The following is a 24,837-nucleotide window of genomic DNA, read 5'->3' on the forward strand; positions in this document are numbered from 1 at the left end:
GCCACGGACCGGCCTTCACATCCGGTTCGGATCGACGAGGATCTTCGGTCCCGCTCCCGGCGGGCGGCGTCCGGCGAAGACGTCGGCGACCTCGTGGAGGCCGACCGTCGCCGCGACGATCGGGCGCGGGTCGACATCCCCGTCGGCGTAGCGGTCGATGGCTGCCTCGAGCCCGGGCGACGCGCTGAGGATCCCGACGGCCGTCACGTCCTTGAGGGCCAGCTGCCGAGTGTCGATACCGCTCGGTTCTCCGGCGAGTCCGATGTAGACGATCCGGCCCGACGGCTCCACCAGCTCCAGCGTGGCCGCCGGGACGGCCGGGTCGCTGGTGGCGTCCACGACCGCGTCCACCGGCGGCGCGGGCGGCTCCGCGGCCGCGGAGAACCCCAGCTCACGCGCGAAGGCGATCGAGCCGGCCGTGGCGCCGATCAAGTGGACCTCGGCGCCGGCCGCACGCAGAAACATCGCCGTGAGCAGCCCGATCGTGCCCGGCCCGTAGACCGCGACGCGCATCCCGTCCTTCTCGCCCAACGCGGCTTGCGCCGCCCGCAGCGCGTTCCCGCCCGGCTCGACCAGCGCGCCCGCCGTCGCGTCGAGGTGCGGGGGCAGCTCGTGCAGCGACGTCACCGGTACCGCGATCTTCTCCGCCAGCGCCCCGGCCCGCCCGCCGCGGATCCCGACCTCTTGCCGGTCCGCGCACACGTGCTGGTGGCCGTTGCGGCACCGCCGGCAGTGCCCGCACCCGAGCATCGTGTCGCCGACGACCCGCCGTCCCACCCACGCGGGATGCACGCCCTCACCCGTCTCGACCACGGTGCCGCACCATTCGTGCCCGATTCGCATCGGGTAGCGCGCCTGGCCGTCGCCGAGGTAGTGCATCTCGCCGGTGAAGAACTCGAAGTCCGTGCCGCACACCCCGGCGCGCTCCACGGCCACCACGACCTCGCCCATCACCGCGACCGGCTCCGGCACCTCGGCCACCCCGGCCTCGCCGGGCCCGGTGACGACGAAGGCCCTCACCGGTTCGGCCCAGCACGTCGACTCATGCGACCGATGCTAGTGCTCCGCGCCGGCACCGCGGGGCCTTCGAAGGGACGGAATCACTCCCCCGGAGGGAAGTCCGCCGAGCCGCTCACGGCCTCGGCCGCGCGTTCCGCCGAAGAACGGGACCCAAGGCCGACGGCAGCCGGCGCGGCGGTCAGTGCAGTCACTCCTCCGGGGGGAAGTCCACCAGCGGCCGGCGGGTTCGGCGGAAGACCGCGCCGCCAGCTCCACCGCACCGGTACCCAGCAGCGGCGCCGGGCGAGCCGAGCGCGGCGCGTTACGGCACAGCGGGTCGGGGCCCCCTGTGTCACTCGCCCGGAGGGAAGTCCGCCGAGCGGCTCACGTCCGCCCACTTCTCGGCCTCAGCCGCGCGTTCCGCCGAAGACCGTGCGGCCAGTTCCACCGCGCCGGCGCCCAGCAGGAGGCGCCGGGGCGGGTCGGCGTGGTCGACGACGTCGACGATGATCTTGGCGGCCCGGGCGGGGTCGCCGGGCCAGGTGGCGGAGTCGGTGCGGCGGCGGTTCATCGCGCCGACCGTCTCGTCGTAATCGGGGGTCACTGGGTCGACGCGCATGGACGCGCCGGCCCAGTCGGTGCGGAACGGGCCGGGCTCGATGATGAGGACCTTGACGCCGAAGGGCGCGACCTCGTTGGCCAGCACCTCGGAGAAACCCTCGACCGCGAACTTCGCGGCCTGATAAGCGCCCATTCCGGGCGAGCCGCCGACGCGGCCGCCGACCGACGAGAACTGCACGAGGTGCCCCGAGCGCTGGGCGCGCACGATCGGCAGGGCGGCCTTGGTGACGTTGACGACGCCGTAGAAGTTCGCGTCCACCTGGGCGCGGAAGTCGTCGTCGGGCATTTCTTCGATGGGTGCGGAGTTGGCGTAGCCGGCGTTGTTCACCACGACGTCGAGCGAGCCGAACGCGTCCACCGCCGCCTGCACGGCCGCGCGGGCGGCCGCCGGGTCGGTGACGTCGAGGGCGAGGGCGCGCACGCGGTCGCCGTACCGGGCGACGAGGTCGTCGAGCTGTTCGGGCTTGCGAGCGGTCGCGACGAGCCGGTCGCCGTGGTCGAGGACTGCTTTCGCCAGCTCCCGCCCGAAGCCGCGGGAGCTGCCGGTGATGAGCCAGGTCTTGGACATGAGTGCCTTCCGGGAGTTCGTGCCTACCTCTCCATCAGACACCGATCCCGCAGCTTCGTCAACCAACCAGTTGGTTAGTTAGACCACTTCGCACCGCCGCCGTGATCCGCTCCGCCCGCGAGACGAGTTCGTCCACCCCCAGCGCCGGCACCGGACCCGTGCGGCTCTCGATCGCCACCCACGCGATCACCACGGCCGAACGCACCGCCTCCGCCGCGGCCGCCACGTCGAGCGGCGCCGCGCCCTCGGCCAGCCGCCGTTCGGCCACGGCCAGCAAGGAGGCCGCCGAGGTGATCACATCCGAGGAAGGCCGCCAAGCGTCGAGGTCCGACGTCCGCACCGCGAACGCGTCCTGCTCGGCCAGCCGCAGCCCGTGCATCCAGCCACCGTCCGCGCCGTCGCCGGTGCGCGCCAACAGCGCCGCGGCCTGAGCCAACGCGAGCGCCGCGACGGTCCCGCCGACCGGTACCGCGGACCCCACCGGCGGCGTCGCCAACGACTTCAGGAACTCGCTCATGATCTGATCCCGCATGAAACCCCTCTCAGCGCCGAATGCGTTCCATTCCCGGGTCGACCAGAGGCTCCGCGGCCACCGTCGCCGCGACCCGCCGCCCGAAGTACTCGATCTCCACTGCGTCGCCGATGCCGACGGTCCCCGGCAGCCACGCGTAGGCGATCGGCCGCCCGACCGTGTAGCCGTAGGCCGCGCTGGTCACGTAACCCGAAGCAGCGCCGGCAACGAACACCGGTTCCTTGCCCAGCACCACCGTCCGCCCGTCGTCCACGGTCAGGCACCGCAACCGCCGCGCGGCCGTCTCCTCCGAACGGCCCTCGATCGCCTCCCGCCCCGCGAACGGACCTTTCGCCGGGCGAACGGCGAACCCGACCCCGGCCTCGTACGGATCGTGCTCGGTGGTCATGTCCGTGCCCCACAGCCGGTAGCCCTTCTCCAGCCGCAAGCTGTTGAACGCCGCCCGCCCGGCCGCGATCACGCCGAGTTTCCGTCCCGCCGCCCACAACGCGTCCCACAGCCGCAGGCCGTTGTCCGCCGACGTGTAGATCTCCCAGCCGAGCTCGCCCACATAGGACAGTCGCATCGCCGTCACCGGCACCCCCGCGATCCGCGCCGAGCGCGCCCGGAAGTACTTGAGCCCCGCGTGCGAGAAGTCCTCCGCCGACAACGGCTGCACCAGGTCACGCGCGAGCGGTCCCCACACGCCGATGCAGCAGGTACCCCCGGTGATGTCCCGGACCCGCACCCCGTCGGGCACCAGCGCGTTCAGGTACGCGACATCGATGTTCCCGTTGATCCCGACCTGGAACACCGAAGGCTCCAGCCGCGCCACCGTGACATCACTGCGCACGCCACCGGCATCGTCGAGCATGAGCGTGTAGGTCACCGAACCCACGGACTTGTCGAGCTGGTTCGTCGTCAGCCCCTGCAGGAACTCCAGCGCACCCGGCCCGCTCACCTCCACGCGCTTGAGCGGCGTCATGTCGTAGAGCGCCACCCCGTTGCGCGTGTGCCACGCCTCCGCCGCCACGATCGACGAGTGGAACTGCCCCGCCCACGCGTCGCGCGCCGGCGGTAGGTACTCATGCGGCAGGCGTTTCACCAGCGGGGCGTTGGCCTCGAACCAGTGCGGCCGTTCCCAGCCGCCCGTCTCCAGGAACACCGCGCCCAGCTCGCGCTGCCGGACGTTGAACGGGCTCACCCGCAGGTCGCGCGGCGAAAGCTTGGGCTGTAGCGGGTGCAGCACGTCGTAGATCTCCACGAAGTTCTGCTGCGACGTCTCGCTCACGTACTCCGGCGCGAGCTGCACCTCCTCGAACCGGTGCACGTCCACCTCGTGCAGATCGGTCTCCGAACGACCGTGCACGAGCAACTCCGCCACGGCCTTCGCGATGCCGGCCGAATGGGTCACCCACACCGCCTCGGCGATCCAGAACCCGCGCACGTGCTCCGACTCCCCGACCAGCGACCCACCGTCGGGAGTGAAGGAGAAGATGCCGTTGAACCCCTCCTCGACCTTCGTCCGGCCGAGCGCGGGCAGAAGCAGTTTGCTCTCCTCCCACGAAGGGGCGAAGTCCTCGTCGGTGAACGGCAGCATCGAGGGCATCGACGACTCCGTCACCTCGCCGTCCACGCCGGTGGGTTCGACGGGCATCGGCCGATGGGCGTACGAGCCGATGCCGAGGCGGTCCGTGTGCTCGCGGAAGTACAGGTCCTGGTCCTGGTGGCGCAGGATCGGCAGGCTCGCCTCGCTCGTCTCCGTGTTACGCCCCACCAGCTCTGCGACCTGACCCGTCTTCGCGTACTGGTGCGCGAGCGGCAGCAGCGGCACGGACATTCCCGCCAGCGCACCGAGTTCGCGCCCCCAGAACCCGGCGCACGAGACCACGAGGTCCGCACGGAACTCACCCTGGTCCGTCTCGACGCCGGTCACCCGGCCGCCGGCCTGCTTCAGCCCGGTCACCTTCGTCGAACCCACGAACCGCGCGCCCCGCGATTCGGCGCGGCGGGCCAGCGCGACGACCGCGCGCGACGCCTTCGCCAGCCCGTCGGTCGGCACGTACAGCGCGCCGTGGATCCGCGAGCCGTCGAGCAGTGGCCAGCGCCGCACGCACTCGTCGACGTCGATGAGATGCGCCTCGACGCCCCACGACGTGGCCCAGCCGTGCTTGCGGTGCAGGTCCTGCCACCGCGCGGGCGTGCTCGCCACCTCCATGCCGCCGACCTGGTTGAAGCACGGCAGTCCGTCGACCTCCAGGCCGCTGAACTTCTCGACGGTATAGCGCGCGAACTCGGTCATCGTCTTCGACGGGTTGGTCTGGAACACGAGACCGGGTGCGTGCGAGGTGGAGCCGCCGGTCAGTGGCAGCGGCCCCTGGTCCAGCACGGTGACGTCGGTCCAGCCGCGGGCGGTGAGCTCGTCGGCAAGGTTGGCGCCCACGATTCCGGCGCCGATGATCACGACTCGGGTCATGAGAAGAACACTCCTTACCGGAAGACGACGGTGCTGTTGCCGTTGAGCAGGACGCGGCGTTCGCTGTGCCAGCGGACCGCTCGCGACAGCGCGAGCGCCTCGGCGTCACGTCCGACGGTGACGAGTTCCCGCGGTGAGTACGTGTGGTCCACGCGCTGCACTTCCTGCTCGATGATCGGGCCCTCGTCGAGGTCGGGCGTCACGTAGTGCGCGGTCGCGCCCACGTACTTCACGCCCCGGTCGTAGGCCTGGTGGTAGGGCTTCGCGCCCTTGAACCCCGGCAGGAACGAGTGGTGGATGTTGATCGCGCGGCCCGCGAGCTTGCCGCACAGCTCGTCCGAGAGCACCTGCATGTACCGGGCGAGCACGACCAGGTCGATTTCGTGTTCCCACAGCAGGTCCAGCAGCCGCTGCTCGGCTCCGGCCTTCGTCGCGGGAGTCAGCGGCACGTGCTCGAACGGCACCCCGGCGGCCTCGACCATCGGGCGCAGATCCTCGTGGTTCGACACCACCAGCGCGATCTGGGCGCCCAGGCTGCCGGCGCGCCAGCGGAAGAGCAGGTCGTTGAGGCAGTGCCCGAACTTCGACACCATCACCAGCACCCGCGGCGCCGTACCGTCGGCGAACTCGAACTCCATGCCGAAGTCACCGGCCACCGGCACGAACGCCCTCCGGAGATCGTCCACAGTGGCCGGCACGGAACAGGTGAAGCAGGTGCGCAGGAACAGCGAGCCGCGCACGTCGTCGTCGAACTGCTGGTGCTCGACGATGTCGCACCCGCGCTCCATCAGGAACGTGGTGACGGCGTGGACGATGCCCGCGCGTTCGGGGCACTTGAGCGTCAGCGTGAAGGCCAAGGCCCCTCCTCGGTGTACTCGGTGGCGGCGTCGGCCAGCCACGCGGCGAAGTAGGGCGCGAAGGACTGGCGCACGAGCACGGTGAACTCGCCGGCCTCTCGGACCAGCAGCCCGATTCCGGTGCGGGCCAACAACGTCTGCACGCAGGTCCCGGGCGGCGACACGGCCGGGTCCAGGTCGATCGCGCAGCCGTGCGCGAGCACGTCGCGCACCGCCGGCCCGGCCAGCCGGACGGTGGTGCGCTGCGCCGACGTGTCGGTCACCGCGCCCACCGCGATCGCCGGCCGCAGATCCGTCTCGGTCACCGCGCCGGGTTCGGCGAGGACCAGGTACTCGTCCGGGCCCAGCCACAGCACGTCCACGGCACCGAACGGCCCGCGGCCGGAGGTGAAGGTGCACGGCTGGGCCGGCAACGGTACACCGAGCAGCTCCCCCACCTCATCATGGCCTTCGCGCACCCGCACGGTGAGCTGCGTCAGGAACGGCCGTTCCTCCGCGACCACGGCGGGCGCGAGGGCGGCCAGCGCGGCCGCGTGGGCCGCGAGCGGGGCGCGGCGCATCAGATCAACCGTCACGGCGGGTCCCCTCCTTGTCGAACAGCACGGATTCCGTCACGGTCACCGGCACCACGGCGTCGCCCACCGGCACGTACAGCGTCTGGCCGACGCGTTCCCGTCCGGACCGCACGAGCGCGAGGGCGAACGTGCGGCCCAGCGCGGCGCTGCGGTAGCTGGACGTGACGTGGCCGAGCATGCGCACCGGCGGCTCGGGCACGTGGTCGGTCTCGATCAGCTGCGAGCCCTCCGGCAACAGCACGGCCGGGTCCTGCGGCAGCAGGCCGACGAGCTGCTTGCGGTCGGGCCGCAGGTTCTCCGCACGCGTGAAGGATCGCTTGCCGAGGAAGTCGGGCTTCTTCTTCGACACGGCCCAGCTCATGCCGAGGTCCTGCGGGGTCACCGTCGCGTCCGTCTCCTGGCCGATGATCGGGTAGCCCTTCTCGGCGCGCAGCACGTGCATGGTTTCCGTGCCGTACGGCGTGATCCCGTCCTCGGCGCCGGCCGCCAGCAGCGCTTCCCACAGCGTGATCCCGTACCACGAGGGCACGTTGATCTCGTACGCCAGCTCACCGGAGAAGCTGATCCGGCAGACGCGGGCGTCGATCCCGGCGACCACCGCGTCCTGCCAGGTCATGAACCCGAAGGCGTCATTCGACACGTCGAGCCCGGGCGCCACCCTCGCGAGCACCGCGCGGGAGCGCGGGCCGACGAGCGGGATCGTGGCCCAGTGCTCGGTCACCGACGTGGCGAACACGCCCAGGTGGGGCCACTCCGTCTGCAGCCACTCCTCCATCCACTCCAGCACCATCGCCGCGTTGCCGGTCGTCGTGGTGACGAGGAACCGGTCCTCGGCCACGCGGATCACGGTGCCGTCGTCGATGACCATGCCGTCGACGCCGCACATCACGCCGTAGCGGATGCGGCCGACCTTGAGTGAGCTCATCAGGTTCGTGTAGAGCAGGTCGAGGAACGCCGCGGCGTCCGGGCCCTGCACGTCGATCTTGCCGAGCGTGGAGCCGTCCATCAGCGCGACGCCGGTACGAGCGGCGCGGCATTCACGCAGCACGGCCGTTTCCAGGTCCTCCCCGGCCCGCGGGTAGTACCACGGCCGCTTCCACTGGCCGACGTTCTCGAACTCCGCGCCGTGCTCGACGTGCCACGGGTGCAGTGCCGTCACCCGCACCGGGTCGTGCAGGTCGCCGCGGTTGCGGCCGGCCAGCGCGGCGAACGACACGGAGGTGTAGGGCGGGCGGAACGTCGTCGGCCGCTGCCCGGCCAGATCTCGCCCGAGCGCCTCGGCGGTGATGCCCGCGGCGAGCAGCCCGGACGTCTTGCCCTGGTCGTGCGCGGTGCCGATGGTCGTGTAGCGCTTCACGTGCTCCAGCGACCGCAGACCGGCGCCGGTCGCGCGCAGGACGTCGGACACCGTGGCGTCGCGCTGCAGGTCGACGAACCGGGTGTCCACTTCGGACTCCGCCGCCGGCACCTGCCACAGCACCTTCGCCTCCGGCAGGCCTGCCCCCGCCGCGCTGCCGACCACGCGTACGGCCGGCAGGTCACTGTCCGGGACGTACGCGCCGAGCTCGGGTGCGTAGCGCAGAGTGCCGCGAGCCTGGCTGAACAGGTGCACGGCCGGGTTCCAGCCGCCGGACACGAGCAGCAGGTCGCAGGCGAAGCGATCCCCTTGCGCGGCCCCGAGTTCCGCGACGACCGCCGACGTGATGCGGTCACCCCCCGAGGTGCCGACGACCCCGTGCCCGGTCCGGATTTCGATCCCCCGCGCCGCGGCGTCTTCCCCCAAGTGAGCGGAAACGGTGTCCCGCGCGTCGGCGATCACCGCGATCTCCGCACCGGCGTCGGCGAGGTCGAAAGCCGCCGCGTAGGCGCTGTCGTTGGTGGTGAACACGACCGCGCGCCGCCCGGCGAGCACGCCGTAGCGGTTCAGGTACGTCCGCGCCGCGCCGGCGAGCATGATGCCGGGCCGGTCGTTGTCCGGGAACACCACGGGCCGCTCGTGCGCGCCGGTCGCGAGCACGATCCGCTTCGCGCGGATCCGCCACACACGTTGGCGCGAGATCCGCTCGGGGGCCGCGTTTTCACCGCGCCGTTCCAGCGCCAGCACGAACCCGTCGTCGTACACGCCGAACGCCGTGGTGCGGGAGAGGAACCGGACGCCGTCCGGGATCTCGCCGCTCGGTTCGGGCTGGTCGTCGACCAGGAGCACTCGTCCGGAGGCGCCGGCCGCGGCGGCCAGCCCGGCCGGCCCGGCGCCGACGACCAGGACGTCGCAGTGGACGTGCTTGGCGTCGTAGCGCGCCGGGTCGGGCTCGGCGGCGAGCTTGCCCTGACCGGGCAGGCCGCGGGCGACCAGGCCGTCGTACAACTCGACTGTGGTCGCGCTGAGCATCGGCTCCGGGAACGGCGCTTCGATCTGCACGAGCGCGGTCGCGTCCTCGACGCCGGCCGCGAGGATGCCGCGCGGACGCCCGTACTTGATGCTTGTGGCCACCTGGTGCACGCCGTTCGCGAGCAGGGCCGACGCGAGGGTGTCGCCGCGGAAGCCGGTCAGCTCCCGGCCGTCGAAGGTGAACTTCAGCGGGGCGGCGCGGTCGACGACGCCGCGGTCGGGCAATCGGGTCACGGGATCACCGGCCTGGGCTCGTCGAGGCGGTAGACCGCCAGGAGGTCGTGGGTGCGGGTGTCGCGCACGGCGTTGAACCACCGGCGGCAGCCCGCGGAATGAGTCCATCGCTCGGGCAGCGGGCCGCTGGGGTTGGCGCGGAAGAACACGAACTTCGCCCAGTCCTCGTCGGACAGTGCGGCCGGGTCCTGTGGATAGGCGACGTGCGCCTGACCGCCGTAGTGGAACTCGGTCTCCTCGCGGGGACCGCACCACGGGCACGGGATGAGTTGCACGGGAGCTCCTAGTGGGCGACGGCGGCGGCGCCGTGCTCGTCGACGAGGGCGCCGGTGGTGAACCGGTCGAGGGTGAACGGCTCGGCGTACGGGTGCGGCTTGCCCTTCGCCACGGTGTGGGCGAAGCAGTCGCCGACGCCGGGTGTGGCCTTGAACCCGCCGGTGCCCCAGCCGCAGTTGACGAAGAGGTTCTCCACGGGGGTGAGACCGACGATCGGCGACGCGTCGGGCGTGACGTCCACGATCCCGGCCCACGTGCGCAGCAGGTGCGCCCGCGCGAACACCGGGAACAGCTCCAGCGCGGCGGCCATCTGGTCCTCGATGATGTGGAACGCGCCGCGCTGGCCGTAGCCCACGTAGGAGTCGATGCCGGCGCCCATCACGAGCTCGCCCTTGTGCGCCTGGGACACGTACACGTGCACGGCGTTCGACATGACCACGGTCGGATGCACCGGTTCGAGCAGCTCCGACACGAGCGCCTGCAACGGGTGCGACACCAGCGGCAGGTCGAACCCCGCCATCTTCGCGACCACCGACGAGTGCCCGGCGGCGCACAACGCGACCTTGCCGGCGGCGATCCGGCCCCTCGTCGTGTCGACCGCGGTCACGCGGCCGGCCGTGGTCTCGATGCCGGTGACCTCGCAGTCCTGGATGAGGTCGACGCCCAGCGCGGCGGCCGCGCGGGCGAAACCCCACGCCACGTAGTCGTGCTTCGCGATCCCCGCGCGCGGCTGGTAGGTGGCGCCCAGCACCGGGTACCGCACGTCGGGCGAGGTGTTGACGATCGGGCAGATCTCCTTGACCCCGGCCGCGTCGACCCACTCGGCGTCGATGCCGTTGAGCTTGTTGGCTTCGACGCGGCGGACGCTGTCGCGCACGTCCTGCAGGCTGTGCGCGAGGTTGAGCACGCCGCGCTGGCTGAACAGGATCGGGTAGCCGAGGTCCTCCTCCAGGCCTTCCCACAGCTTCAGCGAGTGCTCGTAGATGCCGGAGCTCTCGTCCCACAGGTAATTGGACCGGATGATGGTGGTGTTGCGGGCCATGTTGCCGCCCGCGAGCCAGCCTTTCTCCAGCACGGCGACGTTGGTGATGCCGTGGACCTTCGCGAGGTAGTAGGCGGTGGCGAGGCCGTGGCCCCCGCCGCCGACCACGACGACGTCGTAAGACCGCTTCGGTTCCGGGTTGTCCCAGAGGAAGTCCGGGTGTTCGGGCAGGTCGGCGCCGCGGGCCGTCGGGTTCACTGCGGGGCCTCCAAATCCGGGTAGAGCGGAAACCTTGCGGTGAGAGCGGCCACGCGGGTGCGCAGCTTCTCCGCGACGGTTTCGTCGAAACCGGGCAACAACGCCGCGGCCACGATGTCCGCGACCTCCCGGAACTCGTTGTCACCGAAGCCGCGCGTCGCCAGCGCCGGGGTGCCGATGCGAATGCCCGAGGTGACCATCGGCGGACGCGGGTCGAACGGCACCGCGTTGCGGTTCACCGTGATCCCCACCGAGTGCAGGCGGTCCTCGGCCTGCTTTCCGTCCAACACGGAATCGCGCAGGTCGGCCAGCACCAGGTGCACGTCGGTGCCGCCGGTCAGCACGGAGATGCCGGCCGCCGTGGTGTCCTCGGCCAGCAGCCGTTCCGCGAGCAGCTTCGCGCCGCGCAACGTGCGGGCCTGGCGTTCGGCGAACTGCGGTTCGGCGGCCATCTTGAACGCCACCGCCTTCGCCGCGATCACGTGCTCCAGCGGGCCGCCCTGCTGGCCGGGGAACACCGCGGAGTTCACCTTCTTGGACAGCTCCGGGTCGTTCGTCAGCACCACACCGCCGCGCGGGCCACCGAGGGTCTTGTGCGTGGTGGTGGTCGTGACGTGCGCGTGAGGCACCGGCGACGGGTGCAGCCCGGCGGCCACGAGGCCGGCGAAGTGGGCCATGTCGACCATCAGGTACGCGCCCACCTCGTCGGCGATCTCGCGGAACCGCGCGAAGTCCAGCTGCCGCGGGTAGGCCGACCAGCCGGCGATGATCAGCTTCGGCCGGTGCTCCCGCGCGAGCCGCGCGACCTCGGCCAGGTCCACGCGGAAGTCCTTTTCGTACACCTCGTAGGCCGAGACTTCGTAGAGCAGGCCGGAGAAGTTGATCCGCATGCCGTGCGTGAGGTGCCCGCCGTGCGCGAGCGCGAGGCCGAGAATGCGGTCGCCGGGCTTGAGCAGCGCGGCCATGGCGGCGGCGTTGGCCTGCGCGCCGGAATGCGGCTGGACGTTCGCGAAGCGGGCGCCGAAGAGCTCCTTGACGCGCTCGCGCGCCAGGTTCTCCAGCACGTCCACGTGCTCGCACCCGCCGTAGTAGCGCCGGCCGGGGTAGCCCTCGGCGTACTTGTTGGTGAGCACCGAGCCCTGGGCCTGCAGCACCGCCGTGGGCGCGAAGTTCTCGCTGGCGATCATCTCCAGCGTCGAGGCCTGGCGACGCAGCTCGGCGCCGATCGCGGCGGCCACGTCCGGGTCGAAGTCCTGCAGGGAGCGGCCGAGCACGGCGCCCGCTCCCCCGATCGTCGCGGTCATTCCTGCCTGCTTCCGTTCGCTGAACCCAGAACTGGCTGGTCGACTTCTGATATATCAATCTTCGATGTAGGGTAGGCGGGGTGAGCACCCAGGTCAACAGCCCGATCCCGGTCAGCGGCCCGTCACTCGCGGAACAGGCCTACCTGTTCATCCGCGACCGCCTCGTCATGCTCGACATCAAACCGGGCGACCCGATCAACGAAGACTGGCTCGGCAGCACGCTCGGCATGGGCCGCACGCCCGTGCGCGAGGCGCTCAAACGCCTCGAGACCGAGCACCTCGTGGTCGCCTACCCGCGCCGCGGCACGTTCGCCACCGACGTCAACATTGCCGACCTCGCGCACATCTCCGAGGTGCGCCGCACCCTGGAGCCGATGGCGACGGCGGCCGCGGCCGAGCGCGCGTCGGACGCCGACCGCGCCGGTCTCACGGTGCTGCGCGAGCAACTCGACGCGGCGAACCCGGCCGACAACACCGAACTGCTGCGCACCGACCTCGAACTGCACCGCGCGATCTACGGCTGCGTGCACAATCCGTTCCTCGAGGACACCCTCATCCACTACGACAACCTCGCCACCCGCATCTGGTGTGTGTTCCTGCCGCGCCTGCGCGGCATGGCCGGACACGTGAACGAGCACCTGCCGCTGCTCACGGCGATCATCGAGGGCGACGCGAAGAAGGCCGCCGACCTCACGCTCGATCACGTGACCGGGTTCGAGCAGGCGATCCGCGCGCTGATCTAACCTTCGGTCCGCGCGCGGACCCAGTCGTGGAACGCGCCGATGTGGTGCTCGCTCGGCACGAGCACCCCGCCGCGGGCGTACGAGCGCGAGTCCATCGCGAGCTGACACCGTTCGCACGCCTCGAAGTCCTGCAGGTTCACGCGGTGGAACAGCTCCACCGAGCGGTCGAGGTCCGCCCCGGACTCCACCACCTCGGGCAGGTAGAGCCAGTCGCACACCACGAGCGTGCGATCGGGGGCGAGCGGGAACATCCGGTGCAGGATCACGTGGTCCGGCACGAGGTTCACGAACACCTGCGGCCGGATGGTGATCGCGTAGTAGCGGCGGTCCTGGTGCTCCCCCACGCCCGGCAGCCGCGTGACGCCGGCGCTGCCGTCGACGGTGAACCCGGCGATCTGTTCGCCGAACTCCGCGCCGTGGCCCACGTAGTACTGCGCGGCGTACCCGCCGGCGAACTCCGGCAGCACCTCGGTCAGCTCCGGGTGGATCGTCGCGCAGTGGTAGCACTCCATGAAGTTCTCGATGATCTGCTTCCAGTTGGCCTGCACGTCGTACTCGATGCGCCGGCCGAGCGCAAGCCCGTCGAGCCCGTACGCCTCGATCTCCCCCGGCCCGCCGAGCCGGTCCGAGACGTCGGCCATCACCGTGGCCTCGAACGACGGCGGTTCCTCGGTCAGGCACACCCACGCGTAACCGAGCCACTCGCGCACGGCCAGTTTCGTGAGTCCGTACTCGGTGCGGTCGACGTCGGGCATGCCGGTGAGGTTCGGCGCGGCGATGAGCTTGCCGTCGAGGCCGTAGGTCCACGCGTGGTACATGCACTGGAACGCCCGCTTCACCTGCCCTCGCGCGTCGGTGCACAGGCGCGCGCCGCGGTGGCGGCACACGTTGAGGAACGCGTTCACCTTCCCGTCGCGGCCGCGGGCGACGAGCACGCTCTCGCGGCCGATCTGCACGGTCTCGAACGCCCCCGCGGTCGGCAGGTCGGCGGTGCGCACCGCGCAGAACCAGTCCGTCTCGAAGATCCGCTCCTGCTCACGGGCGAAGATCTCCGGGTCGGTGTAGTGGCGGCCGGACAGCGTCGGCAGGAGGCTCTGCGTGAGGTCGGTGGTGGTCACCGGCGGTGCTCCTCTCGGGGCGGGACGGTCGGTGCGGGCCGGAACGATGCGGGAGGCGCCGGGCGCGAAAACGGCAGAAGTCACGGGAGAGGCACCGCCGGCGTTGATGTTGCGCAGGACGCGCTGGGTTGCTCTCTCCGGAACACAATGCGGGCGCTCGACCGGCGCTGTCAAGGACGGGATTTTCGCATCACCCGATTACCGGACGCCGCCGCGAACCTGGTGCGCGGAAGCGGTTTCGGCTTCACCGCAACGAAAGCCCGTCAGGCCGACGGGCCCTCGATAGCACGACGGAAGAGCGCTTCGATCTCCGGCCGGGTCGGCGGCGGGTCGGCCAGCGCCGCCTGCATGAGCAGGCCGCAGAACAACCCGGCGAGCAGCCGGCCGGTGAGCGGGTCGGTGCGGGTGGAGAAGAACTTGATCAGGGCGTCGTCCCACGCGGCGCTCGCCGGACGCAGCCGCGGCCGGTGCAGGGCGGCGACGTAGAGGTCGTACTCGACGACCGTGTGCGGGTAGAGCTCGTGGATGTAGCCCATCACCAGATCGGCCAGCGCCGCGGCGAAATCGGCCTCCGGATCGAGCGCGCGCTCCCATTCCTGAAGCTCGCGCACGTTGTTCGCGGCGGCCTCGTGCAGCGCCACCTCGAGCAGGTCGTCGAGCGTCGCGAAGTGGTAGGTCGTGGAACCGAGCGGCACCCCGGCCGCCGCCGCGACCGCGCGGTGGGTCAGCCCGTCGATGCCGCGTTCGGCCACGACCTCGATCGCCGCCTTCGCGATCCGGGCCCGCCGCTCGGGGTCGTTGGGGCCGCGCAGCTTCCTGCGCCCGGCGGTGTCACGCGTCGTCATCGCCGCCAAGCTCCTTCACTCACCGGTCTCGTCGGGCACCGCTGATCGTCGCACGGCCTCGCGCGAACGTCCGGTGTCGGCGCTGAGAACTCGTTGTGGACATGTGTACACGCTTAGCGTACAAATGTACGCACTCGAAGTGCCGCGCGTCACACCCCGCGTGGCAAAAGGCTCCGCGAGCTGCTTGGGAAGGCCTGATGAAGGACCTCCACATCGACGGAATCTGGACCGAAGCCGCCGATGAGGCGCGCTCGGAAGTGCTCAACCCCGCCACCGGCGAAGTGCTGGCCACCGTGGCCGTGGCGGGTCCCGCCGAGGTCGGCGCCGCCGTGGCCGCGGCCCGCCGCGCGTTCGACGCCGGGCCCTGGCGAAGAACGACCGCGGCCGACCGCGCGGACCTGCTCACCCGCATCGCCGCGCTGCTGCAGCGCGACCGCGAGGACCTGGCCCGAACCGAAACGCTCGACACCGGCAAGACACTGGCCGAGGGCCGCATCGACATCGACGACGTCACCGCGGTGTTCCGCTACTACGCCGCCCTGGCCGCGCACGACGCCGGGCGCGTGGTGGACACCGGCGACCCGCGCGCGATCAGCCGGATCACGCACGAACCGGTGGGTGCCTGCGCGCTCATCGCACCGTGGAACTACCCGCTGCTGCAGATGTCGTGGAAACTCGCCCCGGCGCTGGCCGCGGGCAACACCACCGTGCTCAAGCCGAGTGAGGTCACGCCGCTGTCCACGATCCGGCTCGTCGCGCTCGCCGAAGAAGCGGGCGTGCCGCCCGGGGTGGTGAATCTGCTGCTCGGCCCGGGTGCGGTCGGCGCGGCCCTGGTGGAGCACGCCGGCGTCGACCTCGTGTCCTTCACCGGCGGGCTCGCCACGGGCGAGAAGATCATGGCCGCGGCCGCGCGCGGCGTCCGGCGCGTGGCCCTCGAACTGGGCGGCAAGAACCCCAACGTGGTGTTCGACGACGCCGATTTCGAGACCGCGCTCGACTACGCACTGGCCGCCGCGTTCGTCCACTCCGGACAGGTCTGCTCGGCCGGCGCGCGGCTGATCGTGCAGGACGGCGTGCACGACCGCTTCGTCGCCGAGCTCGCCGCACGGGCCGACCGGATCCGCGTCGGCGACGGGCTCGACCCCGCCAGTGAGGTGGGCCCGCTCGTGTCCGAACCGCACCGCGCGAAGGTCGAGGGCTACATCGCCGGCGCGATCAAGGCGGGTGCGAAGCTGCGCGCGGGCGGCGGCCGGCCCGAAGATCCCGCGTTGCAGCGGGGATTCTTCTTGCGCCCCACCGTGTTTTCGGACTGCACTCGCGACATGGCCGTGGTGCGGGAGGAGGTCTTCGGTCCGGTGGTCACCGTGGAGCGGTTCACCGACGAGGCCGAGGCGATCACGCTCGCGAACGACACCGACTACGGGCTCGCCGGTGCCGTGTGGACTTCGGACGCCGGGCGGGCGCAACGCGTGGCCGGGGCTCTGCGCCACGGCACCGTGTGGATCAACGACTACCACCCCTACCTCCCGCAGGCGGAGTGGGGCGGGTTCGGCCGGTCGGGCATCGGCCGTGAGCTCGGCCCCTCGGGGCTGGCGGAGTACCGCGAAGCCAAGCACGTCTACCACAACATCGACCCCGTACCGCAGCGCTGGTTCAAAGGCTGATCCGCTCGCCACCCCCTTGACCCCCTCCCCCACCACCTCTGAGGACGACGAACCATGACCACACGATCCAAGCCGGCGGGCGGGGGGTCCGCCGGGGACCACTCCGACAGCTCCGAGCTCGCCAAGTTCGGGTACCGGCAGGAACTCGAGCGCTCGCTCGGCTCCTTCTCCAGCTTCGCCGCCGGCTTCAGCTACATCTCGATCATGACCGGCGTGTTCCAGCTGTTCTTCTTCGGCTTCGGCTCGGGCGGCCCGGCCTTCATCTGGACCTGGCCGCTCGTGTTCATCGGCCAGCTGGCTGTGGCGCTGTGCTTCGCCGAGTTGGCCGGGCAGTTCCCGCTCGCCGGTTCGGTGTACCAGTGGGCCAAGCAGATCGCGAAACCCGCGACGTCGTGGCTCGCGGGCTGGATCATGATCATCGGTGCGATCGTGACGGCCGCGGCCGTCGCCGTGGCCTACCAGATCATCCTGCCGCAGGTCTCCACCGCGTTCCAGATCGTCGGCAGCGATTCCGACGCCGGCCTCACCTCCACGCCCGGTGGCGCGCAGAACGCGATCATCCTCGCGCTCGTGCTCGTGGTGTTCGCGACGATCGTGAACATCATCGGCGTGAAGCTGATGGCGAAGATCAACAACTTCGGCGTGGCCGTGGAGCTCGGCGCGAGCGTCCTGCTGATCATCGCCCTGGCCGTGCACATCAAGCGCGGCCCGGGGCTGGTGTTCGACACCCACGGCACCGGCGACGGCCAGTCGCTCGGGTACCTCGGCGCGTTCCTGGTCGCGTCGCTGATGAGCGCGTATGTGTTCTACGGCTTCGACACCGCGGGCTCGCTCGCGGAGGAGACCACGCAGCCGCGCAAGCACGCGCCACGAGCGATCATCCGCGCGATCACGGCCGCGTTCATCGTGGGCGGGCTGATGATGCTGGTCGGCATGATGGCCGTCGGCGACCTGAACGCCGAGGAGCTCTCCACGTCCGGGATGCCGTACCTGCTCAAGAGCACGCTCGGCACCGGCCTCGGCGACGCGTTCCTGATCTGCTCGGCCATCGCGATCACGGTGTGCTGCCTGGCCGTGCAGACCGCCGCGATCCGCATGACCTTCGCGATGGCCCGCGACGGGCGGCTGCCGTTCAGCAAGGCGCTGGCGAAGGTGTCGCCGCGCTCGAAGACGCCGGTGCTGCCGGCGCTGATCACCGGCGGGCTCACCGTGGTGGTGCTGCTGATCAACCTCGGCAACCAGCGCGCGTTCTTCGTGCTCACCTCGACGGCGATCATCCTGTTCTACATCCCCTACCTGATGGTCACCGGCCCGATGCTGGTGCGCCGCCTGCGCGGGCAGTGGCCGCGCCCCGGGCACGGCCCGTACTTCAAGCTCGGCCGCTGGGGCACGCTCGTGAACTTCGTCGCGGTGCTCTACGGCGCGGGCATGACGATCAACCTGATCTGGCCGCGGGCCGAGGTCTACGGCGACGACCACTGGTACTTCCAGTGGGGTGCCGTGCTCATCACCGCGTTGATCGTGCTCGTCGGCGGGGTTCTGCTGTGGGTCCGCCGTCGGCACTGGGCCGCCGCGCACACGAGCCCCGAGCACCAGCCGGACACCCCGGCGTCCGGTTCCGTGACCGGCTGAGAGAAGGAGGAGACATGAGTACCGAGACCTACGACTTCGTCATCGTCGGCGGCGGGTCCGCGGGCTGCGCGCTCGCCAACCGCCTCTCCGCCGACCCCGCGACGAAGGTGCTGGTCCTCGAAGCCGGCCGTGAAGACGCGAAGTGGGACGTGTTCATCCACATGCCCGCCGCGCTGACGTTCCCCATCGGCAGCAAGTACTACGACTGGGGCTACCGCAGCGAACCCGAGCCGCACATGAACCGGCGGCGGATCTACCACGCGCGCGGCAAGGTGCTCGGCGGTTCCAGCAGCATCAACGGGATGATCTTCCAGCGCGGCAACCCGCTCGACTACGAGCGCTGGGCGGGCGACCCCGGCATGTCCGAGTGGGACTACGCCCACTGCCTGCCGTACTTCCGCCGCATGGAGAACTGCCTCGCCGACGCGCCCGACGGGCCGTGGCGCGGCCACGACGGCCCGCTCGAGCTGGAACGCGGCCCGGCGACCAACCCGTTGTTCGAGGCCTTCTTCGACGCCGCGGTGCAAGCGGGCTACCCGCGCACCGACGACGTGAACGGCTACCGGCAGGAGGGTTTCGCCGCCTTCGACCGCAACGTCCGCAAGGGACGGCGGCTCTCGGCCGCCCGCGCGTACCTGCACCCGGTGCTGCACCGGAAGAACCTCACCGTGAAGACTCACGCGTTCGTGTCGCAGATCCTCTTCGACGGCACCCGCGCGATCGGCGTCGAGTACGCGCAGGGCCGCGGCGCGCCCGGGGAGGTGTACGGCAAGGAGATCATCCTGTGCGGCGGCGCGATCAACACACCGCAATTGCTGCAGCTCTCCGGCGTCGGCAACGCGGCTGAGCTGGAGAAGCTGGGCATCGACGTGGTCCGCGACCTGCCGGGCGTCGGCGAGAACCTGCAGGACCACCTCGAGGTCTACATCCAGTACGCCTGCAAGCAGCCGGTGTCGATGCAGCCTTCGCTCGCGAAGTGGAAGCGGCCGTGGATCGGCGCGCAGTGGCTGTTCCTGCGCTCGGGACCCGCGGCCACCAACCACTTCGAGGGCGGCGGCTTCGTCCGCGGCAACGACGAGGTGGCCTACCCGAACCTGATGTTCCACTTCCTGCCCATCGCCATCCGCTACGACGGATCGGTGCCGGCGGGCGGGCACGGCTACCAGGTGCACGTCGGGCCGATGTACGCCGACACCCGCGGAACGGTGAAGATCACCTCCACCGATCCGCGCGAGCACCCGGCGCTGCGGTTCAACTACCTGTCCACGGAGAACGACCGCCGCGAGTGGGTGGAGGCCGTGCGGGTGGCGCGCAAGATCCTCAACCAAAGCGCGCTCGCCCCGTTCAACGGCGGCGAGATCTCGCCCGGGCCGGCCGTGGAGACCGACGAGGAGATCCTCGACTGGGTCGCCAAGGACGCCGAGACCGCGCTGCATCCTTCGTGCACCGCGAAGATGGGCGTGGACGAGCTGTCAGTGGTGGACCCGGGCAGCATGCGCGTGCACGGCACCGAGGGCCTGCGGGTGGTCGACGCGTCGGTGCTGCCCTACATCCCCAACGGCAACATCTACGCGCCGGTGATGATGACCGCCGAGAAATCCGCGGACCTGATCCTCGGCAACACTCCGCTCGCGCCGATCAAGCAGCCCTTCTACCGCCACAGTCCCGCCTGACCGTCGGCCTGCCGGACCCGTGCGCCCACGCGGCGCACGGGTCCGCGGCGTGCCCGGGAACGGGCCACAAAATCCGCCCCGATCGGACCCCGGACACCCCTTGACGGCGCCCCGCCCGCGCACTCAGACTTGTTGCGTATCGCGTTCTGCGTTCCTCAATACGCAACACGGTGCCATGACAAGCACGGCCCCTCACAAGCACACACCCCAGCTCCTGCCGGAGGCCCAGATGCTGCGCGCGTGCACAGTGGACGAACTGCCCCCCGGCGAATCCGTCCGGATCGCGGGGCCCGAGCCGATCGCGGTGTTCAACGCCGACGGCGAGCTCTACGCGATCGGCGACACGTGCAGCCACCAGGACGCGTCCCTGGCCGACGGCTGGCTCGAAGACTGCTTCGTCGAATGCCCGCTGCACGCGGCGCTGTTCGACCTGCGGACGGGGATGCCGTCGTGCCTGCCCGCGAAGGAGCCGGTGCGCACGTACGAGGTGCTCGTCGAAGGTGGCGTGATCTACGTGCAAGCGGAGCGCGCCGAGGATGCCGCGTGAAAAGCATCGCGATCGTCGGCGCTTCGCTCGCCGGGGCGCGAGCCGCGCAGGAGCTGCGCGCGCAGGGGTTCGACGGCCGAGTGGTGCTCGTCGGGGCCGAACCGCACCTGCCTTACGACCGGCCGCCGCTGTCGAAGGCCTTCCTCGCCGGCACCGCGGAGCGCGAGTCGCTGGACCTGCTCGACGCCGACGACACGGCATCGCTGGAGCTGCGGCTGGCCACCCGGGCGGAACGGCTCGACGCCTCCGTCGGGCGGCTCGTGCTCTCCGACGGCGGTGACCTGGCGGTGGACGGCGTCGTCCTCGCCACAGGCGGGCGCGCGCGGACACTGCCCGGCACGGAGGGCGTTGCCGGGGTCCACGTGCTGCGGACGCTGGACGACGCGCTGGCCCTGCGCGCGGAGCTGGTGCCGGGCGCGCGGGTGGTGATCGTGGGCGCCGGGTTCATCGGGGCAGAGGTCGCGTCGACCTGCCGCTCGCTCGGCCTCGACGTCACCGTGCTCGAGGCGCTGGCCACGCCGCTCGAACGCGTGCTGGGGCCACAGCTGGCCGAGGTGTGCTCGCGGCTGCATGATCGCCACGGCACGATCCTGCGCTGCGGCGCCGCCGTCGACGAGCTCGTGACCGCAGGCGGGCGGGTGACCGGCGTCCGGCTCGTGGGCGGTGAGGAACTGCCGGCCGACGTGGTCGTCGTCGGGATCGGCATGGTGCCCGCGACCGAGTGGCTGGCCGGTTCGGGCCTCGAGGTGGGCAACGGCGTGCACGTCTCGAGCGGGCTCGTCACCGCGCTGCCCAACGTGGTCGCGGCCGGCGACGTCGCGGCCTACCCGTCGGAGAAAAGCGGACGGCGACACCGCCACGAGCACTGGACCAACGCGAGCGAGCAAGCCGGTGTCGCCGTCGCGAACCTGCTCGCCGGCACCACCACCCGGCACTACGCGCCGAGCGGCTACGTCTGGTCGGACCAGTACGAAGGCACCCTGCAGCTGGCCGGGCACCCCGAGCCCGGCGACGAGGTCGTGTTCACCGACGGCGGCCCCGACGACCCCGCGTTCGTGGCGACCTACCAGCGCAACGGAGTGACGGTCGGGGTCTTCGCACTCAACAGTGCCAAGCAGTTCACCCGGTTGCGGCGCCAGGCCTTGCGGCGGCCCGCCCCCGTGGCCTGAACTGCGGGGATGGAACGCCGCCAGCTTCAGTACTTCCTCGCCATCGTCGACCACGGCGGCTTCACCAACGCGGCCCGGCGGCTGCACGTCGCGCAGCCGTCGCTCTCCCACGCCGTGCGCACGCTGGAAAAGGAGCTCGGCGGGCTGCTGTTCCACCGTCTGCCCCACGGCGCCACGCTGACGCCGGCCGGCACGGCGCTCGTCGCCCCGGCCCGGCAGATCCTGCGCGACCTGCGCACGGCCGACGCGTCCGTGCGCGAGGTCCTCGGTCTCGGCGGCGGGACGCTGGACCTCGCGTCGCAGACCACGCTCGCCGTCGACCCGCTCGCGAAGCTGCTCGGCCGGTTCCGCGCGGCGCACCCCCGGGTCCTCGTGCGCGTGCGGGCGCCGGAGACGGGCTCGGACGTCGTGAACCGCGTCCGAAATGGACAGAGCGAGGTCGGGCTCGTCGAGTCCGGTGCCGAAACGCCGGGGCTCGCCGGGCTCGACCTCGCCGAGCAGGAGGTGTTCGCCGTGCTGCCCGCGGACTCGCCGGTGCGCGACGTGCTGCCGGTGACCGAGCTCGCCGCGCTGGACCTGGTCACCACCCCGCCGGGCACGGCGACGCGGTGGATCGTCGAGGAAGCCCTGCGCGGCACGGCCGAGCCCCGCGTCGTCGTGGAGACCGAGCACCGCGCGATGATCGTGCCCCTCGTGCTGGCCGGGGCCGGTGCGGCGCTGCTGCCCCGCGCGATGGCCGAGGACGCCCGCCGCCAGGGCGCGATCACCGTGCCACTGGACCCGCCGTTGCTGCGACGTGGCCGGATGGTCTGGCGCGCCGGGCCGCTGTCCCCCGCGGCCGAACGGTTCCTGGTCCTGGCCGGCGGGACGCCATAAAGATCACCTCTGGGCCCGATCGGATTCTGGTCTGGGCCATCCCCGGCCGGAGCCTGGCCGCCGAGGGCGTGGCGCTGTGAAGCTCGTTGGCGTCCACTTCGGAAGGAGCCCTTCATGTCCGCGTTCCCCGCCGGGCGTCACGTCCTGCCGCGCCCGGACGTCCCTGTGCCCGCGCCGGCGGCACTCGACGTGCGCGAGCAGCGCGGCCAGGGAACGCCGATCGGGCCCGTGCCCCCGCCGGAGGGCGCACCGAACGTCGTGGTGGTGCTGGCCGATGATCTGGGCTTCGGCACGTCGAGCGCGTTCGGCGGCCCGTGCGCCATGCCGACAGCCGACCGGCTCGCGGCCGGCGGGCTGCGCTACACGCGCTTCCACGTCACCGCGCTGTGCTCACCGACCCGCCAGGCGCTGCTGACCGGGCGCAACCACCACTCCGTAGGCATGGGCGGCACCACGGAAATGGCGACCTCCGCGCCGGGTTATCACGGCTTTCGCCCGCGCAGTGCCGCCACGCTCGCGCAGATCCTGCACGGCAACGGGTACAGCACCGCCGCGTTCGGCAAGTGGCACCAGACGCCGCCGCGCGAGATCAGCGCGGTCGGCCCCTTCGACCGGTGGCCGACCGGCGAGGGGTTCGACACCTTCTACGGCTTCCTGGGCGCGGAGATGAACCACTGGTACCCGTTGCTGTACCAGGGAACCACGCCGGTCGAACCCGACCGGCGGCCGGAGGAGGGCTACCACCTGACCGAGGACCTCGTCGACCACGCCGTCGACTGGGTGCGCACGCAGCACACGCTCACGCCGGACCGCCCGTTCTTCACCTACCTCGCCCTCGGCGCCGCCCACGCGCCGCTGCACGTCGGCCGCGAATGGCGCGAGCGGAACCGCGGCCGGTTCGACCACGGCTGGGACCGGCAGCGGGAGCTGACGCTGGCGCGGCAGAAGGAGCTCGGCGTGGTGCCCGGGGACACCGAACTCGCGCCGTGGGCCGAAGGCGTGCCGCGCTGGGACGAGCTCGACGACACCCGCCGACGGCTGGCCGCGCGGTTCATGGAGACGTTCGCGGGGTTTGTCGAACACGCCGACACGCAGGTGGGCCGGTTCGTCTCCGCACTCGACGAGCTGGGCGAACTCGACAACACACTGTTCCTCTACCTGCTCGGCGACAACGGCGCGTCGGGCGAAGGCGGCGTCGAGGGCACCCTCGTGGAACACCGGCTGGGCCACGGACTCGTCGACGACCCGGAGGAGATGATCCGCCACCTCGACGAGATCGGGGACCCCAGCACCTACCCGATCGCGCCGGCCGGCTGGGCGCTCGCGCTGAACACGCCGTACCAGTGGACGAAACAGGTCGCCTCGCACCTCGGTGGCACCCGCGACGGGCTGATCCTGCACTGGCCCGCGGGCGGCGCCGAAGCCGGCGGGCTGCGCCACCAGTACGGCCACGTGATCGACGTGCTGCCCACGATCCTCGACTGCGCGGGCATTCCCGCGCCCCACAGCGTGGACGGCGTGCAGCAGCAGCCGACCGAAGGCGTGAGCCTGCGCGAGACGATCACCGACGCGGCCGCGCCCGAGCGCCACCACACGCAGTACTACGAGATGTGCGGCAACCGCGGGATCTACCACGAGGGCTGGACCGCGGTGACGCGCCACGGTGTGCCGTGGGAGATGGTGGCGACGAAGCGGCGGCCGTTCTCCGACGACGTCTGGGAGCTCTACGACCTCACCCGCGATCCGAGCCAGGCCCGCGACCTCGCCGCCGACCACCCCGCGAAACTGCGGGAGCTGCAGGACCTTTTCCTCGTGGAGGCGGCGAAACACCAGGTCTTCCCGCTCGACGACCGCGTCACCGAACGCGAGAACCCGGTGCTGGCGGGGCGGCTCGACCTGCTGGGCGCGCGGACGTCGGTGACCTACCGCGGCGGGATGCGGCGCTTCACCGAGGAGACCACGCCGAACGTCAAGAACCGCTCCCACGTTGTCACGGCGGACCTCGACCTGCCCGCCACGCCCGCGTCCGGCGTCGTTATCGCGCAGGGCGGCCGTTTCGGTGGCTGGACGCTGTACTTCGCCGACGGCCGCCCGGTCTACGTCTACAATTACTTCGGCCTCGAGCACTTCACCGCGGCGGCGACCGACCCGCTCGCCCCGGGCCGGCACGAGCTGCGCCTCGAATTCACCTACGACGGCGGCGGGCCCGGCCTCGGCGGCGAAGCCGTGCTCACCTCCGACGGCGAGAAGCTCGCGGCGGCCCGCGTCGAGCGGACGATCGCGTACTACTTCTCGTTCGACGAGACGCTCGACGTGGGCGTCGACCTCGGCACGCCGGTGTCCGACGCCTACGCCGCCGGGACCAATGCGTTCACAGGGCTCGTGCACACGGTCCGGATCGACCTCGGTCCGGCCGCCGAAGTGGCGGAATCCGACGGTGGCCTGCAGCGACGGATCATGGGCGCCCAGTGACCACCCCTGGATGATCAGCACTCTGACCAGCCGTTAACCTAGCTGCCT

At 71.3% G+C, this 24,837-nt stretch carries 20 protein-coding genes; 8 read left to right on the forward strand and 12 right to left on the reverse strand.

Translation table 11 applies throughout. The features are described from left to right. Window positions 1-15: 15 nt before the first annotated feature. The 10 genes from AB0M56_RS19895 to glyA form a co-directional block, all read right to left on the reverse strand. The gene (locus AB0M56_RS19895; protein ID WP_364178034.1) at window positions 16-1,020 is read right to left on the reverse strand and encodes an alcohol dehydrogenase catalytic domain-containing protein; all 1,005 of its coding nucleotides are present in this window, start codon (window positions 1,018-1,020) and stop codon (window positions 16-18) included. Window positions 1,021-1,351: 331 nt separating this feature from the next. Next, window positions 1,352-2,188, reverse strand: a complete 837-nt coding sequence (locus AB0M56_RS19900) for an oxidoreductase (RefSeq protein ID WP_364178037.1) — start codon at window positions 2,186-2,188, stop codon at window positions 1,352-1,354. Window positions 2,189-2,246: 58 nt separating this feature from the next. Beyond that, the gene (locus AB0M56_RS19905; RefSeq protein ID WP_364178040.1) at window positions 2,247-2,705 is read right to left on the reverse strand and encodes a hypothetical protein; all 459 of its coding nucleotides are present in this window, start codon (window positions 2,703-2,705) and stop codon (window positions 2,247-2,249) included. A 25-nt stretch (window positions 2,706-2,730) separates the two neighbouring features. Further along, window positions 2,731-5,175, reverse strand: a complete 2,445-nt coding sequence (locus AB0M56_RS19910) for an FAD-dependent oxidoreductase (protein WP_364178043.1) — start codon at window positions 5,173-5,175, stop codon at window positions 2,731-2,733. A gap of 14 nt (window positions 5,176-5,189) precedes the next feature. Next, window positions 5,190-6,032 carry a formyltetrahydrofolate deformylase gene (purU, locus tag AB0M56_RS19915; protein ID WP_364178046.1) on the reverse strand — a complete coding sequence of 281 codons (843 nt, stop codon included), beginning with the start codon at window positions 6,030-6,032 and terminating at the stop codon, window positions 5,190-5,192. Beyond that, a complete protein-coding gene (locus AB0M56_RS19920) occupies window positions 6,017-6,592 on the reverse strand; it encodes a sarcosine oxidase subunit gamma family protein (protein ID WP_364178328.1) in 576 nt (191 codons plus the stop codon). The genes purU and AB0M56_RS19920 overlap by 16 nt, the downstream gene beginning before the upstream one ends. A 4-nt stretch (window positions 6,593-6,596) precedes the next feature. Next, window positions 6,597-9,230 (reverse strand): 2Fe-2S iron-sulfur cluster-binding protein, encoded by a 2,634-nt coding sequence (locus tag AB0M56_RS19925; protein WP_364178049.1) that lies wholly within the window; start codon window positions 9,228-9,230, stop codon window positions 6,597-6,599. After that, complete coding sequence (locus AB0M56_RS19930) at window positions 9,227-9,505, reverse strand: sarcosine oxidase subunit delta (RefSeq protein ID WP_220240537.1); 279 nt, start codon at window positions 9,503-9,505, stop codon at window positions 9,227-9,229. Before AB0M56_RS19930 ends, AB0M56_RS19925 begins: the two co-directional genes overlap by 4 nt. Before the next feature lie 8 nt (window positions 9,506-9,513). After that, window positions 9,514-10,746, reverse strand: a complete 1,233-nt coding sequence (locus tag AB0M56_RS19935) for a sarcosine oxidase subunit beta family protein (RefSeq protein WP_364178052.1) — start codon at window positions 10,744-10,746, stop codon at window positions 9,514-9,516. Continuing rightward, on the reverse strand, window positions 10,743-12,050 hold the full coding sequence (gene glyA / locus AB0M56_RS19940) for a serine hydroxymethyltransferase (RefSeq protein WP_364178055.1): 1,308 nt from the start codon (window positions 12,048-12,050) through the stop codon (window positions 10,743-10,745). The genes AB0M56_RS19935 and glyA overlap by 4 nt, the downstream gene beginning before the upstream one ends. 80 nt (window positions 12,051-12,130) lie before the next feature. Here glyA and AB0M56_RS19945 point away from each other — a divergent pair, with 80 nt between their 5' ends. Continuing rightward, window positions 12,131-12,793, forward strand: coding sequence for a GntR family transcriptional regulator (locus AB0M56_RS19945; protein WP_364178058.1), 663 nt, complete (start codon window positions 12,131-12,133; stop codon window positions 12,791-12,793). Here the strand turns inward: AB0M56_RS19945 and AB0M56_RS19950 are convergent. Continuing rightward, window positions 12,790-13,911, reverse strand: coding sequence for an aromatic ring-hydroxylating dioxygenase subunit alpha (locus AB0M56_RS19950; RefSeq protein WP_364178061.1), 1,122 nt, complete (start codon window positions 13,909-13,911; stop codon window positions 12,790-12,792). The two genes, AB0M56_RS19945 and AB0M56_RS19950, sit on opposite strands and share 4 nt — an antisense overlap. A gap of 263 nt (window positions 13,912-14,174) precedes the next feature. Next, window positions 14,175-14,756 (reverse strand): TetR family transcriptional regulator, encoded by a 582-nt coding sequence (locus AB0M56_RS19955; RefSeq protein WP_364178064.1) that lies wholly within the window; start codon window positions 14,754-14,756, stop codon window positions 14,175-14,177. Window positions 14,757-14,953: 197 nt separating this feature from the next. Between AB0M56_RS19955 and AB0M56_RS19960 the strand changes: the two genes are divergently transcribed. From AB0M56_RS19960 to AB0M56_RS19990, 7 genes are all read left to right on the forward strand, one after another. After that, a complete protein-coding gene (locus AB0M56_RS19960; RefSeq protein WP_364178067.1) occupies window positions 14,954-16,420 on the forward strand; it encodes an aldehyde dehydrogenase family protein in 1,467 nt (488 codons plus the stop codon). A gap of 54 nt (window positions 16,421-16,474) precedes the next feature. Beyond that, the gene (locus AB0M56_RS19965) at window positions 16,475-18,052 is read left to right on the forward strand and encodes an amino acid permease (protein ID WP_364178071.1); all 1,578 of its coding nucleotides are present in this window, start codon (window positions 16,475-16,477) and stop codon (window positions 18,050-18,052) included. 14 nt (window positions 18,053-18,066) lie between these two features. Then, window positions 18,067-19,725 (forward strand): choline dehydrogenase, encoded by a 1,659-nt coding sequence (betA, locus tag AB0M56_RS19970; RefSeq protein ID WP_364178074.1) that lies wholly within the window; start codon window positions 18,067-18,069, stop codon window positions 19,723-19,725. Window positions 19,726-19,954: 229 nt separating this feature from the next. Continuing rightward, window positions 19,955-20,272: a bifunctional 3-phenylpropionate/cinnamic acid dioxygenase ferredoxin subunit gene (locus AB0M56_RS19975; RefSeq protein ID WP_364178331.1), complete on the forward strand. Its 318-nt coding sequence runs from the start codon at window positions 19,955-19,957 to the stop codon at window positions 20,270-20,272. Next, window positions 20,269-21,441 (forward strand): FAD-dependent oxidoreductase, encoded by a 1,173-nt coding sequence (locus AB0M56_RS19980; protein ID WP_364178077.1) that lies wholly within the window; start codon window positions 20,269-20,271, stop codon window positions 21,439-21,441. The genes AB0M56_RS19975 and AB0M56_RS19980 overlap by 4 nt, the downstream gene beginning before the upstream one ends. Before the next feature lie 9 nt (window positions 21,442-21,450). Beyond that, a complete protein-coding gene (locus AB0M56_RS19985; protein ID WP_364178080.1) occupies window positions 21,451-22,317 on the forward strand; it encodes a LysR family transcriptional regulator in 867 nt (288 codons plus the stop codon). Between the two features lie 114 nt (window positions 22,318-22,431). Then, complete coding sequence (locus AB0M56_RS19990) at window positions 22,432-24,789, forward strand: arylsulfatase (protein WP_364178083.1); 2,358 nt, start codon at window positions 22,432-22,434, stop codon at window positions 24,787-24,789. Window positions 24,790-24,837 lie beyond the last annotated feature (48 nt).

This window comes from Amycolatopsis sp. NPDC051372, from assembly GCF_040682095.1.
In the GTDB taxonomy this organism is placed as follows: Bacteria; Actinomycetota; Actinomycetes; order Mycobacteriales; family Pseudonocardiaceae; genus Amycolatopsis.

Excerpts from the sequence above, each read along its gene's own strand:
- AB0M56_RS19920 (WP_364178328.1), bottom strand. The coding sequence starts at position 6,592 with ATGCGCCGCGCCCCGCTCGCGGCCCACGCGGCCGCGCTGGCCGCCCTC.
- AB0M56_RS19955 (WP_364178064.1), bottom strand. The coding sequence starts at position 14,756 with ATGACGACGCGTGACACCGCCGGGCGCAGGAAGCTGCGCGGCCCCAAC.
- AB0M56_RS19985 (WP_364178080.1), top strand. The coding sequence starts at position 21,451 with ATGGAACGCCGCCAGCTTCAGTACTTCCTCGCCATCGTCGACCACGGC.
- glyA (WP_364178055.1), bottom strand. The coding sequence starts at position 12,050 with ATGACCGCGACGATCGGGGGAGCGGGCGCCGTGCTCGGCCGCTCCCTG.
- betA (WP_364178074.1), top strand. The coding sequence starts at position 18,067 with ATGAGTACCGAGACCTACGACTTCGTCATCGTCGGCGGCGGGTCCGCG.
- AB0M56_RS19910 (WP_364178043.1), bottom strand. The coding sequence starts at position 5,175 with ATGACCCGAGTCGTGATCATCGGCGCCGGAATCGTGGGCGCCAACCTT.
- AB0M56_RS19905 (WP_364178040.1), bottom strand. The coding sequence starts at position 2,705 with ATGAGCGAGTTCCTGAAGTCGTTGGCGACGCCGCCGGTGGGGTCCGCG.
- AB0M56_RS19960 (WP_364178067.1), top strand. The coding sequence starts at position 14,954 with ATGAAGGACCTCCACATCGACGGAATCTGGACCGAAGCCGCCGATGAG.
- AB0M56_RS19965 (WP_364178071.1), top strand. The coding sequence starts at position 16,475 with ATGACCACACGATCCAAGCCGGCGGGCGGGGGGTCCGCCGGGGACCAC.
- AB0M56_RS19900 (WP_364178037.1), bottom strand. The coding sequence starts at position 2,188 with ATGTCCAAGACCTGGCTCATCACCGGCAGCTCCCGCGGCTTCGGGCGG.
- AB0M56_RS19990 (WP_364178083.1), top strand. The coding sequence starts at position 22,432 with ATGTCCGCGTTCCCCGCCGGGCGTCACGTCCTGCCGCGCCCGGACGTC.
- AB0M56_RS19975 (WP_364178331.1), top strand. The coding sequence starts at position 19,955 with ATGCTGCGCGCGTGCACAGTGGACGAACTGCCCCCCGGCGAATCCGTC.